Here is a 19,164-nt window from a genome sequence, read left to right as displayed (position 1 = left end):
CTCTGAATCTCGATAAATCGAAGTGGAAGCGTGTAAGCCTCGGGGAGGTTGTCCGACACGTTACCGACCGCGTGGATGCTGAAACTTCCGGACTCGAGCGCTTCCTTGCCGGGGAGCACATCCCCAGCAATAGTCTATCGATTACCAATTGGGGAGTAGTCGGACGAGACCCGATCGGACCGATGTTCTACAAGCGGTTCAAGCCTGGGCACGTGCTATACGTTTCCCGTCGCACGTACCTTCGCAAAGTGGCAGTGCCGGACTTTATGGGTATCACCGGCGAGAAAACTTTCGTCCTTGAAGCGATCAACCCCGATATTCTTCTTCAAGAGTTTCTGCCCTTCGTGCTTTCAGCAGAGGTATTTCATTCTTATGCCATTAAGAACTCTCGAGGATCGGTCAACCCTTACCTTAATTGGGGCGAACTCGCCAGGTACGAGTTCGAACTTCCACCCCTGAATGAGCAGAGGCGTATCGCTGAACTGCTGTGGGCGACAGAGCGTCACAGTGTAAATCTAACTGAATCCGTAGCACAGATCGCGGCGGGCAAGTCTTTGTTCTTTGCTGAACTGATGGAATATGGAACTCGGGAGCGCGGATGGCCATCTGAGCCTGTGACTGCGGTCGTTACGTCTGGACCTACGAACGGAAAGTCGGCAACAGCCAACACCGAACAACTAGGTGTCCCAACTCTGAGTATAAGCGCAATTCGTGACGGCCACGTCCACGGGGGTGAATCTGTGAAGTGGATTGAGGTCGCCCCTCCTGCCGTCGCCGCATTCCAGCTTGAGCGCAATGATTTTCTAATTGTGCGCGGTAATGGGAATCGGACTTCAACTGGTCGAGGCGGGCTGGTCACCGACGGTTTGCCAGAGGGTTGTATTTACCCAGATCTCCTTATTCGCCTGAAATTCGACGAGTCGCGCGTGATGCCAGCATTCGCTTCCGAACAATGGAATAGCGCCAGTGTTCATACCGCGTTGCTCAGAAAGGCCAAGTCCACCAATGGTATATGGAAGATCAACGGCAAAGACATAAAGACGCATCGACTTGTCATACCGCCTGTTTCAGACCAGGTGGCGATACTCGAAAACCTAGCCACCTTTGACGCTGCGCTCCAATCTGCCCGGATGGAGTTAGCGGCTCTTGACGCGCTGCGTGCGCGTGCTCTCGATGAGGTTTCCGGAGTTAACTAATGGCCCAGTTCAACGAAGCCAACACCGTCCGCGACTTGATCCGAGACATCGTGGAATCGCCACACGTCCAATTCGTGCCCGGCTCCGAACTCCCGCGGCGCACTGATGAAGTGATGCTCGAGAGCCGGGTCAACGAGGCCCTGATCAACCTCAATCCCGAGGTCGACGACTCCAAGGCAGAGCAGGTGCTATACCACCTCCGCGCCATCCTCGTCTCCGCACGTAAGAGCGGGCATCCGGTGGTCGCCAATGAGGAGTTCATGGCGTGGCTGACCGGGCAGAAGTCGATGCCGTTCGGGCCGAACGGAGAGCATACGACGGTTCGGCTGATCAATTTCGACGACCCCGATGATGACTCGTCCAATCAGTGGATCATCTCGACTGAGGTCATCTTCAGGAAGGGGCGGGCCGAGAAGCGCTTCGATCTGGTGTTGTGGTGCAACGGTTTTCCGCTCGTCCTCGGCGAGGCGAAGTCGCCGACCCGATCGGCCTACACGTGGATCGACGGGGCTGCACAGGTCCATGGCGATTACGAACAGACGGTGCCGCAGTTCTTCGTCCCCAACGTGTTCTCCTTCGCGAGTGAAGGGAAGGACTTCCACTACGGCACCGTGGGAATGCCGATCGAACTGTGGGGGCCGTGGCGCGAGGAGGTGATCGACGAGGATGCTCCGGCCAGGTTCGGGCTGGTCGCGGTAAGGGAGGCGGCTGAGGGGGTATTGAAACCCGCTGCGGTACTAGACTTTCTGCAGTTCTTTACCCTCTACGCGACCGATAAGCAGCACCGCAAGATCAAGATCATCGCTCGGTTCCAGCAGTTCCAGGCGACCAATCTCATTGTCGAACGCGTGTTGCGTAGCACGATCAAGCAGGGCCTGATCTGGCATTTCCAGGGATCGGGAAAGTCGTTGCTGATGGTTTTCACCGCGCTCAAGTTGCGCGCGATGGCCGCATTGACCAATCCGACGATCCTGATCGTGGTCGACCGCATCGATCTCGACACCCAGATCACCGGGACCTTCAACGCAGCCGATGTGCCGGGCCTCGAATCGGCGGACTCCCGCGCCGACCTGCACACCATGCTGAGCGGAGGTGCCCGCCGGATTATCATCACCACGGTGCAAAAATTCGGTGAGGCGCCAGGTGTTCTGGACACTCGCCACAACATCATCGTGATGGTCGACGAGGCGCACCGGTCGCAGGAGGGCGACTACGGCCAGAAGATGCGCGAGGCGCTGCCGAACGCCTTCCTGTTCGGCCTGACCGGTACGCCGATCAACAAGCGCGACCGCAACACCTTTATGTGGTTCGGGTCGCCCGAGGATGAGGGCGGCTACCTGTCGCGCTATTCCTTCCACGACTCGATCCGTGACGGGGCGACGCTCCCACTGCATTTCGAGCCGCGACTGTCGGAGATCCACATCGATCAGGAGGATATCGACGCCGCCTTCGAGGAACTGGTCGCCGACCGTGGTCTGTCGGAGCAGGAGAAGATCACCCTCTCGCAGAAGGCGGCGTCGATCGAGGTGTTGATCAAGAGTCCGTCGCGAATCGCGAAGATCGCCGCCGATATCGCCGAGCACTTTCGCACGAAGGTCGAGCCGTCGGGATTCAAGGCGCAGGTGGTTGCCTACGACAAGGCGTGCTGCGTTGCCTACAAGGCCGAACTCGACAAATATCTGGGTCCGGATGCGTCGACGATCGTCATGTCGAAAGCCCGTGGCGACTCCAATGACTGGGCGCAATGGACGCCCACCGCAGACCAACTCGAGCAAATTCTCACTCGGTTCAACGATCCCGCCGATCCGCTGAAGATCATCATCGTCACCGCCAAGCTTCTCACCGGGTTCGACGCACCGATCCTGTACTGCCAGTATCTCGACCGGCCGCTGAAGGAGCACACACTGCTGCAGGCCATCACTCGCACCAACCGGGTGTATCCGCCTGCCAAGACACACGGTCTGATCGTCGACTACCTCGGTATTTTCGACGACGTCGCCAAATCGCTGGCCTTCGACGAGAAGGCGGTGGAGCGGGTCGTGTCGAATATCGAGGAATTGAAGAATGAGCTTGCGCCGGCCATCGCGACGGCACTGGCCTTCTTCCCGGCGGTCGATCGAACAGTCGGCGGGTACGAAGGTCTCGTCCAGGCTCAGTCCGCGATCGCGGACGATGACACCAAAGACGCGTTCCGCCGGGCTTACAGCATCGTCTCCCAGTTGTGGGAGGCACTGAGCCCCGATCCGATCCTTACTTCCTTCCGCGACGATTACCGTTGGCTCACAGATGTATACGAGTCGGTGCGGCCGTCCGACATCACCGGCCGTCTGGTGTGGCATGCGCTCGGGGCCAAAACCATCGATCTCATCAACGAGCATGTACGGGTCGAGATTCCGCAGAGCTCCGAGGAGATCGTGCTTGACGCGGCGACCATCGAAGATCTGATGCAGGGCAAAGGGCCCGATGTGCCGAGGGAGGAGATCGAGAAGCAGGTCACCGCACGTATCGCGCGTCACCTCACCAACCCGGTCTTCGTCGAACTTGGTCAGCGTCTCAACGCGCTGCGCGAAAAATACGCCGGGATCCAGCAATCCAGCCTCGAGTTTTTGCGTGATCTGCTGGAGTTGGCCCGCGACACGGTAGCGGCGGAAAAGGCTGCCGAGCAGGTCCCGCGCGAGGAGCAGGGGCAGGCAGCGCTGACCGAACTGTTCGAGGCGCTGGAAACCGACGAGACACCCATCATTGTCGGCAATGTGGTGAGCCGGATCGACGAAGTGGTGCGGGGTGTCCGCTTCGACGGCTGGCAGGACACGATCCAAGGCGACAAGCAGGTTCGTCAGGTACTGCGCCAAGCCCTGTACATACAGTTCAAGATTCGGGACAGCGGTGTGTTCGAGAAGGCACTCGGTTACGTTCGCGAATACTACTGACGGTGTGTTCCAGCGTATTGGATAAACATGGAGGAGAGGAGGAGAGCACGTACACCCGGCGACCCGTTCCCAATGTAAATGAATGGGAATAATCTGTCTTCGTGCCGTCTGGGATCATTTTGTGCCGCATTCTGCAGGGTGAAGGTGAAGTCACCCGGCGGCAGTCCGCGCGGCACCCGAGTCACGTCAGCACCCGAGCCGGTGGGAATGGTGATGGCAGTCATGCTCCTATCCGGTGCTGGGTGAGGTGAGCCATGACCACCTGGTTCGCTTGCCAGCCGTCAGGGAATTTCGCCGGCACCGAGAGGTGGATCGGCTCGGTTGACGGGTGGCTGTCCAGTAGGTCGGTGATTCCTGCTCGGCCAACGACGATGCAGGCCTGGCGATGCCGAGAGGTCAAAACGCACAACCGGCCGGACTCGAGGTGGAATGAGGTCGCATCACGTCTGCCTGACAGCGGGTGCATCACGATGACGACCTCGTACTCGCGCCCCTGAAGCCGGTTGGCGTTGTCGACGGTGATCTCTCGGGCAGCGGGGTTGTTGGATCGACTCAGCGCGGCTCGGATGAGGTCGGCTTGGTCGCGGTGCGCCACTCCGATCGCGATGTCGGTGGCCTGGAGCTCGCGACCGTCAGGCTCGCGTTCGCAGTATCCGGTGGGGCCACGGTCGAGCAATCTGGTGGCGAGCTGTGCCACGGATTGGACTGTCTCACCGTCTGTTCGGGGGACATGTCGGCGGGGAAGTTCATGGTAGGCCCAGCCTGTTGCAGCCGCCATCTCGAGTGTCTCGTCGAGTGCGCTGGAGCCGAAGCTCCTGGTTCGGAACTGTAGGGATCGTGTGCGTTCTGTCGTGCCGGAGGTGAATTCGACCCGTGGATAGAATGCTTCCTGGATCGTGGGCGAAGCGGACACTGGGAGGCGCCACGACACCGGCAGCGTGTGCACGGGAGTGTGTGGATTGTGCTGCAGCATGACGCTGACGCCGTTCTTGGTCGGGTCGTGCGGCAGGCCTGTCCACCGCTCTGTTTCCGCGATGGTGAACGGATCAAGCTGCCCGGGGTCGCCCACGAACAGTCCTCGATCGAACCGTTCGACAATCTGCAGGAGTTTGTCGGAGCGCATCTGGTACGCCTCATCCAGGATGGCCCAACCGAACTGGCCGTCGCGAACCACCGCCCACTTGGCGGACGTGCCGACGACGATTCGGCACGCGGACAGGGCAGCGAGGCTCGTATCGATGGTGCAGGCACCTGCAGTCTCGGGCGATGGCCGGTACTCGCCGCCGCTGAGTCTGCCGATCGGAATTCCTGGGTTTGCTCGAGCCAGACGAAGGATGAGGTCGTCGACCTGGTTGTTGGTCTGTGCCACGACCATCGGACGTTCGTTTCCGGCAACGAGCTCGCCCGCAGCGCGTACGACGAGCGTGCTCTTGCCGGCTCCGGGTGGTGAGTCAACCACGACTGCCCGGTGATCAGAGTTGGCTAGATCGGTCATGATTCGGTCCGTGACCGCTGCAGCCCGTGTAGCAGGATCGGCGTCGATCAGGTCCTCAGTCGTCATCGCCCCACTCCTCTGTGTTCGCTGTGATGGAATTCGAGATGTCGAGATCGGGAGCCGTCGTGTCGGTGTGTGTCCACAGCGCGGTCTCAGCAGATGGGAATTGGGGTATGGGTCGCCAGCCTGGATCCGGGAGGTAGGCGACGGTCTGGCCGACCTCGGGGACCGACCCGAACTTCGGTTTGGCAGGCGTGCCCATGCCGCCGACGACTTCGACGGTGACGAGGCTGAAGTCGGCGTTGAGTTCTGTTGTGATGATCTTGGCCTTGTGGCCGTCCGGCATGGTGGGGCTGATCAACTGGGTTTCATCTGTGAGTCGGGTGGGATCGAGAGTCCGGATGATGAAGCGAGGCCGCAAAATCCGACGATTGTTGTCGCTGATGACGACTCGGTTAGGTTCTGCAGCTTCAACGATTCCGGCGAACGCTTCGCCGATGCTTCGTCGGTCGGCGAGTACGAAGGGGTCGTCGAAGGCCTTGTCAGCTTCGAACTCTTCGATGGCCCGTTCATGTCGGCTGAGTCGTCTTGCAGCTCCTACTGCGCTGTCTCGTGCACGCTGGGGCAGGGCGGTACCAGCGTCCTGGTAGTCGGAGAAGGCCGTGAACGTTGCGCAGTCCGATTCGAAACGCTTTGCCGCGCTCGGCGCCTCGGGGACACTGCTCAGTTGAGCGACCGCGTCCCACATCGTTCGCCACGTTGGTTTGATCTGTTCGCCGATGAGGTCCTGAAGTTCCTGCCGCGCGGCGTTGATGGCATCCACATTTCCGGACTGCCGCGTGGTATCGAAGTTCCGGATCGCCGGCTGCAGCTGTCGATTATCGAATTCCGGAGACGTCGACGGTCCGGCGGGTGGGCAGATGACCGGGTTTTCGGCGTCGAGAAGGGCCTGCTCGACACTGACGTTCTGAGGTGGGGCGATCCAAGCCATGACGGAAGCCAGGTTTTGGTCCTCGAAGGTGCTCTGACCAGTGGCCCAGTGTTCAGTAAGAAGATCGGTGATGGCCAGTAGCATCGAGGTTCCGGCCTGCTCCGCGGAGTCGGTCAGGGCTGTAAGCCATGTGCCCAGCTCAGGCACGACCGCGGGTACTGGATAGTCGCCGGTTGTCTTGCGGAAGCGGCAGGTACGCCCCAGATCCTTCAGCGCCTGGATCCCACCACGGTTGGGCACCAGAATCTGCGGGGCGGTAACGAACTGAGATCGCGACCCGCCGCCTTTCGTGCGAATCTCGCGGCGGTTTGTGCGGAACCCGTTAATGTACTTCATCACGACGCTGCCGAATTCAGCAGCGAAGATGAAACGCTGATCAGGATTGCGGGGCTGACCGACGATGATCAGTCGTGCCGACCGCTTCGCGGATCCGACCATCACCGCGAGCGGTGACCCAGCCTCGCCGGCCATGACTAGCGGGATAACTACCAGTGGTTTGGCTGAAAGTCGTCGGTGGCGAAATTTCGTGATGGGCACTGCCCTCATCGATTCCATCGCTTCGAGGCGCGCCAGGGCCGAGACCTTGCTCATCGCCCGCCCCTCGTCGAGGTACCGCCGATGTCGACCAGTTCGGCGCGCAGTCGCGCCGCGTGTCGCAGCGCGACAGCTATCTCGACCTGTTCTTGGTTCGGCTCGAGTTTGCCGCGCGCGAGCCCCAATGCCATGGTCATGGTGTCAATGCCGCCCAAGGGCTCGGTGACCGCTGGTCCGAGGACATCGAGACTTCCGCAGGCCCGTGCCCGCGACCGGCAGAAGAAGGCCATTTCGCAATGGCTGAGGCAGTCCGGACGGTACGCGGCCGGCACGGAGTCGAGCGCTTCCAACAGTTCGGACTGCGGACGTTGAGGATGTCCGTCCTCGTCTTTGTCCAGGTCGAATGTCGTGCCTTCAGGCAGCAGATCGAGCTGGTTGCCGATGCGTTCGATTCGGTCGAGCTGTCGGGCGAGGTTCTTCACCTGGTTCCGCGCGTCGACAAATGCGCCGGTCGGTCGGTTGGTGAAGTTCTTCGGCCCGATGAGGACGATCTTGTCGGACACGACGTCGGGGTTGATGTCGGCAGCCGCGAGCATCGTGCGGAGCGCGAGGATGTAGGCGCATGCCTGGGTGGTCGCGGACTTCACCAGTGCGGGGTCAGCCTGTCCGTCGACGACCGGAAAGCTCTTGATCTCCACGACGTAGAACTTGTCGCCGAACTTGAACGCGACCAGGTCCGGCTCGAGGAATACGAACTGGCCGCCGACCTCCAAACGCAGTAGCGGATGGTCGTACAGGGTGCCATCTCCATCGCCCCGGGCAGCACCGACCAGCGCTTTTTCGGTCTCGCTGTGACGGACGGACGGTGTGCTGACCCCGCCGATGTCATTGAGATCCCGGTACCCGACCTGCGGAATGGGGAGGTCGAGGACGTCTCGGAGTACGCGCAGCAGTTCGGCGCATCCATTGGCCTTCACCATCTTCTCGAAGTTGTTCCCGCGGGTGATGGCGAAGATGGACTGGCCGAACTGAGTTCGGTACCCAGCATGTTCCGCGATGTCCTTCTTGTTGGAGCCGGAGGCGTCCAGGACCGACCGCAGGGTGCAGCGCGGATTGTTCTCGAGCGCGGCCAGTGACCGAGCGTTGAAGTTCAGACGGGTCGCGGACCCACGCAACGCGTCCAAACGGCTGTCAGGAGCTACCTTCACGGCAGTGTTGTTCCTTGAGGAGAAGGGGCAGAAGGGTCTATCAGGGTTGTTCCTGTGTCAGGAGTCGGCTTGCTCGAGCCGGGCCTGTCGCAGCGGTGCGCCGAACAGTTGCTGGTCGTCGTTCAGTTGCTTTCGTGCGCGTCGCGCGGACGCGGTTCTGGCCGCGTGATCGGCGTCTGAGTGAACTTCCAGTTCGGTGAGGGCCGCGTCGATCACCTGGTCCAGATCCTTGACGACGAGGCTCGCCTCCGGCGGCATCGCGTCGGGGATGTTGGTCGCGAACCGCCACAGCAAGCGCATCGCGGCGGGCGTGGGTTCCGAACCAGCTGTTCGCATCCCACGAATTGCCTCGGCGATTCGAATCGCGCCGGTAAGAAAGTTCACCCGCGGCGAGAGTGGGCCGACGATGCGTTGCTCGAGCGACCAGGTGCTGATCGTGAGCAATGCTCTGGCCGGCGACAGAAGCTCGTGGTTGAGTGCCGGGCACAGGTAGTAGGGGCGAGCGCCGGGAGCAGCACGGTAGGACCGCTCTTCGTCGCGGCGAAGACTCGACAGTTTGGCTGTCGTCAGGTCTCCAGGGAAGAACGCGTCGTGGACGTCGACGATGAGCTTCGGCGCGGCGGGTGTCTGGAGGAGCACCAACGCTCGCTGTACGTGCTCGCGAGCAGGTAGCGTCGTTGATGGGGGTTCGGCCGATGTCGGCTGGCCCGGCATGGTGGCCGACTGGGCCGGTTCGTCGGTCTCCAGCAGTGCATCCCACGCACGTTCTGTTCGGCGAAGTTGCGCTCGGAGTTCGCCGACCCGCTCCGTGTCGCCGGCGGCGGATGCATCGCGGATCGCGCGCCGCAGCTCGGCGATGCTCTTGTCCAACTCGTCCAGCGGGTTGCTCATAGCTTTGGAGACTACCAGAGTTCCAGACTTTTTCCCGACATTCTCCCGAGTGTGGTGTAGTCTCGGTGTCGCTCGACTCCACTCGACCGCGGCGGCGCATGGGATGCCCGCCCGTTACCTTCTTCGGAGAACCCCGTGACAGCACGCGTGTTCCACACCTCCGATTGGCATTTGGGGCGCCAAATCGGACGTCATCGACGCGACGCAGAGTTCGACGCCGTACTGAATGAGATCGGGAGTATCGCAGCTGATTTCGCTCCTGACTTGATCGTTCACAGCGGTGACCTATTCGACGGTCATCGACCCAGTTTGGACGACATGCGCCGTGCCGCGCTGGCACTTCGACGGCTTGGCGACATCGCACCCGTGGTAGTCGTCGCGGGCAACCACGACACCCGGCACGTGCTGTCGTTCCTGGAGTTCATGATCAGCGACCTGGGCGCCCGTACATGCACGGAATCCAGGGTGCGATTCGCGACCGACGCTCGTCCCGGCGGCCTGCTGGTCGCCGAGTATCCAGCAGCGCAAGGAGAATTGACGGTTCGGGTGGGTGGGCTGCCGTATCTGCACCCTAACCGGTTCGCCTACGACTTCTCTGACCCAGCGACGGCGACCGCGACCTACGCCGAACGGATGCGGGCCGTGCAGGCCGACGTCTACCGTTGCCTCGCTCGCGACCGTGGTCCTCGGGATGTGCTGGTGTACGCCGCGCACCTGTTCGTTGAGGGTGCGACGCCGTCGCATTCCGAGCGGAAGATCTCCATTGGGCCGGACTTCGCTTCGAGTGCAATGGGGCTGCCGGAGGTCGACTATGGCGCGCTCGGTCATATCCATAAGCCACAACGAATCGACGGGGTCGGCTTCAGCGCGCACTACGCGGGCAGTCCGCTTCAGATGGACTTCGGTGAGATAAGGGACACTAAGAGCGTGGTTCTCGCTGAGATCGCGCCTGGACGGGAACCTCGAATCGAGCTCGTGGCACTGGAGTCCGGCCGCCGCCTGGTGAGGCTCGCCGGAACGTTGGATCAGATTAGGGCGGATGCGAGTCGAGTCGGCGATGCGTGGGTGAAAGTCAGCGTCCATGCCGACAGCCCCGTACTCGGACTCTCGGAGACTCTCTCCGAGATGCTGCCCAAGGCGACGATCGTGGGGATCGACGAATACCGGCCAGGGGCCGAAAAGCAGATCATGGACAGGACCACGACTGCCGACGACCTCCCCAGTGTCGAAGAGATCCTGCGCGAGTACCTAGCAGACGGTCGCGTGGCAGGGCGAGCGCTGGACCACGTCATGGCCACTCTCGCTGACATTCAAGCCGACCCTGATCCCGCCGATGGCACGCGCTGCTGCGAGATGAGCCTGCTGGCTGCCGCGATAGACGGCCATACCCCAGAGAACATCGACCGCGCCGGCGTCCTGACAACCGGACACACGACAGATTCGGAGGCACTGCGATGAAGCCGGTCACGCTCTCCATGAAAGGGTTCCGCAGCTACCCAGAATCCGCGACCATCGACTTCGCTGGCAAGGGCTTGACCGCGGTACTTGGTGACACTGGAGCCGGGAAGAGCAGTATTCTCGAAGGGGTCACCTTCGCGCTGTTCAACAAGAGTTCGTGGGACGGCCGAGAGACGAAGCCTCTCATCGCCGACAAGGCCAGCGTCGGCAGCGTGGAACTCACCTTCATCCACGGTGGCGTCCGCTGGCGGGTGCACCGCACAATTCATGCCACCAATCCCAATGCCGGGCGACACCACCTGAAGAACCTCGATACCGGCGAAGAAGTCGACGGCGCTACGGCGGTGACCAAGCGCATCGAAGGCATCCTGCAGCTGGGCTACGACACGTTCCTTCGAGTGGGACTGCTGCCACAAGGAAAGTTCGACCAGCTTCTGACCTCGAAGGCGAGCGAGCGCAAGAGGCACCTCCGTGAGCTGTTCGGGGCGGAATCGCTGGTGAAGGTCCAGGAAACCGCCCGGGACAGGGCGACGGACCTCGCAAAGCTTCTCGCAACAGCGACGGAGAAACGCAAGGGCATGTGGCCGGATCCGGCACAGACCGCAGCGGAATACGGCTCGAAGGCCTCGGTCGCTGAAGCATTGGCGGATCAACTGGACACGACCATCGGCACGATATCCGCACTGCAGGAGACGGTTTCGGCGGCTCGTGCGGCAGCAATCGCGGCTCGGACTGCCACCGACAACCTCGCCGAAGGGATTGTTCACGAGGCGATCCCCACCCTGGACAAGCTCGGACCGATCGCCGAGAGAATAGGGCAACAACGGGCGTCGCTCGACGAGAGCGCTGCCGAGATCGACACTCGTGAGCAGAGTCTGGTCGATCAGATCCGACTGCGTGAACAGGCAGGTGAGGGCCTTAGTTCGTTGGGCAACGCCGAAGGGATCTTGGCGCGCCTCGTTGAGCGCGCTGAAGGCCATCGCCAGGAGCGGCGAAGCCTCGACGACCGCACGACGAGCCTGGCCGAGGAGTCCAGCCAAATCGCTGCCGATGAAGCCGAATTGAACAAGCGGAGCGAGAAGACTCAGCCACTCATCGACGCCGCCGACACGGCCGCCGCAGTCGGCGACGACGTGCGCAGCCGCGCCAACGAACTCCGAATGAAAGTCCGCGAGGCGCTCGAGGCGGCTTTCCATGTCGCCGAAACAACCAATGCGCGGCAGGAAGCCAACGACGAACTGGCAAGGGCCAATAAACTGTTCGCAGATCTCACGCAGGAACTCGTGGCCGCCAAGGACGCGGTCACCCTCGCGGAGGCGCGAAAAAGTGCACTGGAACTGCAGAATCGGGCCGCACTGATCGCCGCGGACATCCATCCCGGAGACGATTGCCCGGTCTGCCACCAGCAAGTACCGGATCCCTTCGAAGCGGGCGGGACCGCGACCTCGGACGAGATCCGCAAGGTCCAGACGGCGCTCGGCAAGGCCACGGCGCTGCGGGAGAAGATCAGCGACGACATCGCCGATGCCAAAGCCGCAGTCGCATCCGCTGAACGGACAGTCTCGATCAGTGCGAAGAAGCACCGTGACGCGGAGCTCGAAGCGCAACGATCCGCCGACGCGTCGTGCACGCAGCTCAATGAGTTCGCCGCCGCAGCCGGCGAAGTCGGTGGACACTTCGACGCAGCCGCATCCTGGGCGACGCTCACTGCCGCTCTTCAACTCGCCGTTCTGCCCAGCGACTCGGCACCGGACAAGACTGCGACAAACCCAATTATCGAGGCGATCGCCACATGTGAGACGGCGGTCGCAGCCGACGTCAACCTGCAGCGCGGCAGAGCGTCACAAGCCACCATCGGCATCGACGCCGACCGCAAGGCGCTAGTCGACCGACAGAAGGCCCATATTTCGCGTGTCGACGAGGTTCAACAAGCGGAGGCCCGTGAGAACGCGGCGGTCGCCCTGACCGCAGCCGAGATCAACGGCCTGCCCGTCGGTTCCCGCAACATGCTGCCGAGCGAAGTGATCGACATCACTGCTGAATCTGTTCACGAGGCAACCGCAGCAGTCGCCGCCTCGAAGGCTGAGATGGAGAGTCTGACCGAATCCCTCGAACGGGTACGCCGTGAGGCTGCTGATGTGCTCAACCAGCAGCGCCGACTGGACCAGGAAGCCAACCAACTTCTGGACAATCCGCTGTCGGACCTGCGCAATGCGCTGGGCAACTGGGCAAGAGCGTTAGGTCGCGCGGTTGACTATCTCGAGGATGGCGACTGCCTAATTCCGGATGCCCCAAAGGGCCGCGGGATAGGTGACGCACGTGAGTTCGTCGACAGACTGAACGACGCGACGGCTGCGGCCAACTCGAAGCTGACCGGTGCGAGCGCTGCTCACACTCTTGTAGCCAATAACGCCATCGCCAGTATCAAAGTCGAGGTGGAGAAACTGCCCGACATACCCGAGATCGCGGAGACGGTCGACTGGACCACGTCCCAGGCTGTTCGCCCGCTCATCGTCGCGATGGCGAATGCACGCAAGGATGCTGAACGGTTGCGTGCGGCACAAGGCGAGGCCACAGCGCAGGTACAGCAGGCAGCCGACCTCGACTTCGCGATCGCCGCCGGCCAGGCTCGCCACGCAGCCCTCGAAGTACTCAAGAAGGAATTGGTTGACGCAAAGTTCCTGGGCCACCTCACCACTCTGAACACCAAGACGCTCCTCGGAATCGCCAGTTCGCTGCTCGGGAAACTGACCGAGGACCAGTTCGGCTTCGCCCCCAACTGCGACATCGTCAGTCGCGGCAGTCAAGTAGCGCACAGCGCCAATCGACTGTCTGGAGGTGAGAAGTTCCTGGCCTCGTTGGCGTTGGCTCTCGCCCTGGCCGAACTGCATTCGCTCAGCGGGCCCCGACTCGGGTCTCTGTTCCTCGACGAGGGCTTCGCGACGCTGGACACTGAGGCATTGCATTCGGCTCTCGAAGTCTTGCGGGCTCAGACCGGTGAGGACCGCATGGTCATGGTGATCAGCCACCTGCACGCAGTCGCGGAAGCCGTCGACGATGTGCTGTGGGTCGAGCGGCCGACGGGCGGCAGCTCGACGGCACGGTGGCTCACCGTTGATGAGCGTGATGCGCTGATCAACGCCGACCTCGCCAGCGGCCTGCAGTCGCTGACGTAGCGCGCTGATCCCGCGGCGTACGGTCTTGGAGGGTTTCTAATCTGAAGTCGCCGAGGTGGCTCTGTCCGCCATCTGCGATGGCACATGTTCACGAACACCGACGGAGACACCCAACTGGCGGGTTCGATGTCCACGAATGTCGACAGCACCAAGCCTTGATCCGTCCTGCTCGTATAATGCAGCGCTGCAATCGTTTTCGAGCCAACGGCCGTCCTCGGGCCGTTGGGGTGCCGTCGACGTTCGCGAACAGCCGGGCGCATCGTTCGGTCCGATCGACGCTGGAATTCGTGAGCATGTGCCGTCCGAATTCGCGAACAAAGCCACCGAGGGTTGGCGACCTGCACTGCCCGGCCCTGTTGGAGCGAGGAACGCAACGGAACATTGTGCCGATGCAGGATCGCGCTGACGGTCGGCCTGCGATAGGGGTTGGCGTGCGTTGCTGCTGGTTTCACCCCTTAGCTCGCCGCCGCGGACGTAGGGGTCGTAGACACTGCCCGGCTCGCCCCTTGGCCCGACAGCCAACGCTCCGGCAAGAGCAGCGATCCGGGGCGGGGTGAAGAACTCGCTGCCGGATGCGCTCCTCTCGTGTGACAGCAGGTCGAGCAGATACCGGAACGAGTTGGTGCCCACGGTCGAGCAGATCTCGACTATCCGTTCGAGGTCAGCGATGTTGGCAGGTTCTACGCGCCGGAACGCCGTTTCCAATCCGGCGGGGATTGCGTGCTGGAGCATCAGCTCGTGGGTGAGGCGCTCGGGATTCTCCAGGAACTCGCCCGTGCTACCAGCGCGGTAGAATATTCTGTCCCTAATGCTGGCGGGGCTCTCGAAACGCAGCAGGAAAATCAAGCACAACAAGTACTCCAGATAGTCCGCGTGTGATCCATTGCCCCGGATCCTGGCGGCTTGGGGGCCAACGAGCTCATCGACGACCACCCGTCCGTCTTCTCTCTCGGTTGGTGTGGCCTGCTCCGGCTCCTTCGTTTCGATGTCGAGACCCGGGCGAGGACGCGGGCGCCGTAGGTGAACCGGGCGGGTTCGCCGTCCTGGAGTTCCTTGGCCGGGATCGGGCGCCTGCGAGCCATTTGATCGCTGCCGGGAGCCGCACATGGCGAGAGCCGGGTTCCGGCCGAGGGAAGTCGTCGTGCCGGGTCGACCACGTGGTAATCGTCGGCCGCCTGACGTCGGCCAAGTCGGCAAGTCGTGCGCGAGACGAACTCGTCAACGAACATGGTGTACTGCCCCTCCGCTCCGGGAACCGCGTCTCGGACCCCTGCGACCGTAGGCGGCCAACCACTAGAGGTGCAACAAGGGGGTTGTCAGACTCTGGCCATCGGCGGGTCGCGATGCGGAGGTGAGAGCAAGAGAGTCATCGAGTACTGGTGGTACTCGGCGGGGCGGATCGGTCAGGCAGAGGTGCTTCGTGCGTTGTCCTCCAGGCCGCAGTCCAGGTGGCTGAGCTGGCCTGCTGGTGGCGAGCCACACGCTAACGTCGCCTGGCTGGAGGCCGCGCTGAAAGCAACAGCGGAGCAGGGGCGGGCAGCGGTGCTGATGCCGGTATCGGCGGCGGCGTCATCGGATGAACATGAACAGTCGGTCCGCAAGGAGTTGGTGACCGGGGCGCGATGCGCGCGGTCATTCGCTTGTCGAGGGACCTGTTCCCGGTGTGGTCGGTGGATACGACGGTGTGGGTGCTGGAACATCCGCGCCGCCGAGGACCCTAACCGCGCATTGTCATGGTCGACGTATACCACGCCAGCCGCGAAGAGGCCAGGCTGGCAATCGAATTCGCCAATGCCATCCTCGAACGCCGCCTCGAGCTTTGGCTTAGTCGGCGCAGGCCGTGCAGCCCCTTGATTGTTTTCGTCAGTAGCTACCAGTCGTGGCGTAGTGGATAGTTCGAGCCGGGTGTCACCTATAGCTGTCGTCCACCTCTGGGCCGGATCGTCGCTCCGGCCTCCCGGAGCACTCTTGCCGTCCGCTTGGCCATGTGGTGCTCCGCCTTGATCTGAGTCATGGACGCGTCGGCTTCGTACTCTTCGGCCGCCCGTAATGGCGACCGCCACGGTGTTGACCCACGACACTTCCCGCTGCAGCGACGGCCAGTTGCGATCCTCAGCCGCCCCTGAGGGCGACCGCCACTGCCCGTAGTGCTCGGTGATCTCCACCATGTCCCAGTTGCGATCCTCGGCCGCCCTGAAGGCCCACCTCCTCGCGGATGGCATTCCACGCTTCGGCTTCGTAGGTGTTGCGATCCTCGGCCGCCCGTGAGGGCGACCGCCACATCCGCCACCAGTTGCCGGTGTCCAGGTGCTCGGGGTTGCGATCCTCGGTCGCCCGTGAGGGCGAGCGCCACGGTGCGTGAGCTGGGCGGATGTCGACTGGGGCCGCGCGCAGGCACTGCTTCGAGTGTGTCGAACTTGATAACTGCTGTTCGCCGGTTCGGAACCTCCCTGGGAATCTCTGTGCATTGGAGGTTTTTGCCTCCGACGCGCAAACCCGTGCGCGGGTCCTGCCGATCCGTCGCTGGTATCGGTCTTTTCGGTTGGTCGGAGTCATTATGCACGTCACGATCCCGGACACGAGCAGGACGGTCAGTGGGATCGCCGTCTCGGCGTCGACTTCCTTCGCGCTCATGATCAGCGCCGCGAGGGTGAAGATCGTTCGATGTAGTTCGGGAACGGGGGCGAAAGCATGCTGCTGTCCCTAATCCTGTGATGCGCCACGGGTTGTCGGCCCCTTGGCGTACGGTCGCTGCCTGTGCCGAATTTGCTCTGGATATGAGGGGGAGGTTTGTCGTCGGGTTTGTGGGCGCACAGTGAGAATACGGCGGGGATTCGTCACGATCTGGTCGATCATTCACGAGGCACTGCCGCGCTGGCGGCGCAGTTCGCCAGGGTGTTCGGGGCCGCGCAGGTTGCGGAGTATGTCGGCTTAGTCCATGACACGGGTAAAGGCGGCTGTTCGTGGCAGGCGGGGCTGCTGCGGGCCGGAACCTGTGGTGGGCGCGTGGTCGATGGGCAGGGCCGGAGTATTGACCATAAACTTGCCGGGACCTGGTTGGCGGCGAAAGAGGCCGGGCTGGGTCTGTTTTCGATGGCGGTTCTCGGTCATCACGGTGGGTTGAGCGATCGACCGGCACTGGCGAAGGCGCTTGGGCGTGCCGAGGGGCCGGACCGGGTCGCGGTGCAGGAGGCGGTCGCTCGGGTGGTGGCGGTGATGCCGGAGATCTTCCCGGATCCATTGCCGGAGATCCCGGTGTGGGCGCTGCCACCGGCGGATCGGTGTGTGGTGGAGTTGCTGCTGCGGATGGTTTTCAGCGCTGTGGTTGATGCCGACTTCCTCGACACAGAGCGGCATTTCACCGGGCAACGGCGACTGTCGCCGCGTCGGCTGTCGGAGTTGGCGGAAGTGTATGAACGGAACCGTCTCGAGTATCTGGCTGGCCGCCCGGCCCGTTCGGATGGTGGGGCAGCGGGGGTGGACGCTATCCGTAGCGAGGTGTACGAGCAGGCTGTTGCTGCGGCGTCGCAGCCGATCGGGGTTTTCCCGTTTCCCGCTCCGACGGGTGCTGGGAAGACGATCGCGGCGGGTGGTTTCGCGGTGCATCACGCTGTCCGGCACGGTTTGGCACGGGTGATTGTAGCGGTGCCGTTCCTGTCGATCACCGAGCAGAACGCGGAGGTGTATCGGCGGTTGTTCGGGGATGAGCATGTGCTCGAGCATCACAGTGGCCTCGATGTGGACGGGCTCGGTCCGGCGGGGCGTTGGCAGCGGTTGGCGGCGGAGAATTGGGATGCGCCGGTAGTGGTGACGACGACGGTCCAGTTGTTCGAGTCGCTGTTCAGCCGTAAGCCGTCGGCGATGCGGAAGCTGCACCGGCTGGCGGGTTCGGTGATCGTGCTGGATGAGGTGCAGTCGCTGCCGGATTCGTTGTTGCTGCCGATCCTGTCGGTGCTGCGGCATCTGAGCGAGCACTTCGGTACGACGGTGTTGCTGGCCTCGGCGACCCAGCCGGAGTTCTTCAGCTTGGAGATCTTCCGGGACGTCGAGCGACGCAATGTCATTGCGCGACCGCAGCCGTTATACGACCGGCTACGACGGGTCCGGTTCGAGTGGCGGTGCGATCCCAAGCCCACCCTCGAGCAGATCGCCGAGGACGCGGCAGGGCAGCGGCAGGTGCTGCTGATCGTCAATACGACCGCTGATGCCGCCGAACTACATCGGCTGATCGAATCCCACGACACGCAGGGGCCGGTGCTGCATCTGTCGACGCGGATGGCCGGTGCCCATCGCCGTGATGTGCTGGCGCAGATCAGCGCGCGCCTCGCCGCCGGGCAGCCGGTGGCGGTGGTCGCCACGCAGCTGGTCGAAGCGGGTGTCGATCTGGATTTCCCGGTGGTGTATCGGGCTTTCGCGACTGCGGAGGCGTTGTTGCAGGCCGCTGGGCGCTGCAACCGTAACGGGCTGCTCGACGAGGGCCGGGTGGTGGTCTTCGACCCGGTCGACGGCAGTGTGGAAGGCACGGCGATGGTGTACGGGCCTGCCCTGGATGTCACACGATCGTTCTTCGGTCCGGGGCGGGACCCGGATCGGCTGGAGCTGCTGCGCGACTACTACACCACCCGGTATGCGGTGAAGAACATCGACAACACCGGCGTCGGGGCCACGATCCAGCAGTTGCGGGCGTCCTTCGACTTCCCGAAAGTCGCCGAGACGTTCCGCATGATCGACGAACACACCGTCCCGGTGCTGGTCGGCTACGGCGACGACACCGAACGAGAACAGTTGCGGACAGCTCTGGCCGGTCCGGGCAGGGTCGAGCCGTGGGTGTACCGGCGACTACAGCCCTACCTCGCCGCGCTACCCAAGCGACTAGCTGTATGAGGCCGTGACGTTGGTGACGCCGGTGTGGAGGCGGCTGGCTGGGGGCCGGTTTCCGGCGGCGGAATGTGGTCGATGGTAGTTGTAGTGGACGTTCCAGATTCCGAGTGCGTCTGCGCGTTGGGTTTCGCTGGTCCATTCCCGGGCGTAGAGGAATTCCTCGGCCAGGATCCGGTGATAGCGCTCGACCTTGCCGTTGTGCCGCGGTGTGTAGGGGGTAATGCGTTGGTGGCGGGCTCCGAGCAGGACTTTCGCAAAGTCGGTCGCTTTGTAGCATGCGCCGTTGAGTTCCTAACGGATGTCAACTCAGTAGAGTCTTCTCGCTGCTGCGTTGTGTGGCTCGGTGCGTCGTGAGGTCGAAGCACCCGCTCGGCCGGTCGTGCGTCGCGTGACCCGGATTTCGG

Annotated in this window: 10 protein-coding genes and 1 pseudogene; 5 read left to right on the top strand and 6 right to left on the bottom strand. The window is 62.7% G+C overall.

Annotation, left to right across the window (positions count from 1 at the left end; translation table 11 throughout):
• The first annotated feature begins 182 nt into the window (after positions 1–182).
• Together GVY39_RS26580 and GVY39_RS26575 are read left to right on the top strand one after the other, a co-directional pair.
• On the top strand, positions 183–1,196 hold the full coding sequence (locus tag GVY39_RS26580; protein ID WP_223522100.1) for a restriction endonuclease subunit S: 1,014 nt from the start codon (positions 183–185) through the stop codon (positions 1,194–1,196).
• Positions 1,196–4,126 (top strand): type I restriction endonuclease subunit R, encoded by a 2,931-nt coding sequence (locus GVY39_RS26575; protein WP_159929484.1) that lies wholly within the window; start codon positions 1,196–1,198, stop codon positions 4,124–4,126. The genes GVY39_RS26580 and GVY39_RS26575 overlap by 1 nt, the downstream gene beginning before the upstream one ends.
• Positions 4,127–4,346: 220 nt before the next feature.
• Here the strand turns inward: GVY39_RS26575 and GVY39_RS26570 are convergent, their stop codons facing one another.
• The 4 genes from GVY39_RS26570 to GVY39_RS26555 are packed head-to-tail and all read right to left on the bottom strand — an operon-like array spanning position 4,347 to position 9,245.
• A complete protein-coding gene (locus GVY39_RS26570; protein WP_159929486.1) occupies positions 4,347–5,687 on the bottom strand; it encodes an AAA domain-containing protein in 1,341 nt (446 codons plus the stop codon).
• Entirely contained in the window at positions 5,677–7,203 is a 1,527-nt protein-coding gene (locus GVY39_RS26565) for a hypothetical protein (protein ID WP_159929488.1), read from the bottom strand. The genes GVY39_RS26570 and GVY39_RS26565 overlap by 11 nt, the downstream gene beginning before the upstream one ends.
• Entirely contained in the window at positions 7,200–8,354 is a 1,155-nt protein-coding gene (locus GVY39_RS26560) for a hypothetical protein (protein ID WP_159929490.1), read from the bottom strand. The genes GVY39_RS26565 and GVY39_RS26560 overlap by 4 nt, the downstream gene beginning before the upstream one ends.
• Before the next feature lie 57 nt (positions 8,355–8,411).
• Positions 8,412–9,245 carry a hypothetical protein gene (locus GVY39_RS26555; protein ID WP_159929492.1) on the bottom strand — a complete coding sequence of 278 codons (834 nt, stop codon included), beginning with the start codon at positions 9,243–9,245 and terminating at the stop codon, positions 8,412–8,414.
• 135 nt (positions 9,246–9,380) lie between these two features.
• On the opposite strand from GVY39_RS26555, the gene GVY39_RS26550 reads away from it, so the two are divergent.
• Both GVY39_RS26550 and GVY39_RS26545 read left to right on the top strand, forming a co-directional pair.
• Complete coding sequence (locus GVY39_RS26550) at positions 9,381–10,703, top strand: exonuclease SbcCD subunit D C-terminal domain-containing protein (RefSeq protein ID WP_159929494.1); 1,323 nt, start codon at positions 9,381–9,383, stop codon at positions 10,701–10,703.
• The gene (locus GVY39_RS26545; RefSeq protein ID WP_159929496.1) at positions 10,700–13,879 is read left to right on the top strand and encodes an AAA family ATPase; all 3,180 of its coding nucleotides are present in this window, start codon (positions 10,700–10,702) and stop codon (positions 13,877–13,879) included. Before GVY39_RS26550 ends, GVY39_RS26545 begins: the two co-directional genes overlap by 4 nt.
• 36 nt (positions 13,880–13,915) lie before the next feature.
• Here the strand turns inward: GVY39_RS26545 and GVY39_RS26540 are convergent, their stop codons facing one another.
• Positions 13,916–14,812 (bottom strand): hypothetical protein, encoded by an 897-nt coding sequence (locus GVY39_RS26540; RefSeq protein WP_159929498.1) that lies wholly within the window; start codon positions 14,810–14,812, stop codon positions 13,916–13,918.
• A gap of 1,857 nt (positions 14,813–16,669) precedes the next feature.
• Here GVY39_RS26540 and cas3 point away from each other — a divergent pair.
• A complete protein-coding gene (gene cas3, locus GVY39_RS26535; protein ID WP_201295366.1) occupies positions 16,670–18,763 on the top strand; it encodes a CRISPR-associated helicase Cas3' in 2,094 nt (697 codons plus the stop codon).
• Here cas3 and GVY39_RS26530 read toward each other — a convergent pair.
• Positions 18,752–19,045: pseudogene (locus tag GVY39_RS26530) on the bottom strand (integrase core domain-containing protein); the annotation flags it as partial. The gene cas3 and the pseudogene GVY39_RS26530 sit on opposite strands and share 12 nt — an antisense overlap.
• Positions 19,046–19,164 lie beyond the last annotated feature (119 nt).

It is taken from the genome of Nocardia sp. CY15, from assembly GCF_009829295.1.
GTDB lineage: Bacteria > Actinomycetota > Actinomycetes > Mycobacteriales > Mycobacteriaceae > Nocardia > Nocardia sputi.
This window is presented reverse-complemented; position numbering and strand designations above follow the sequence as displayed.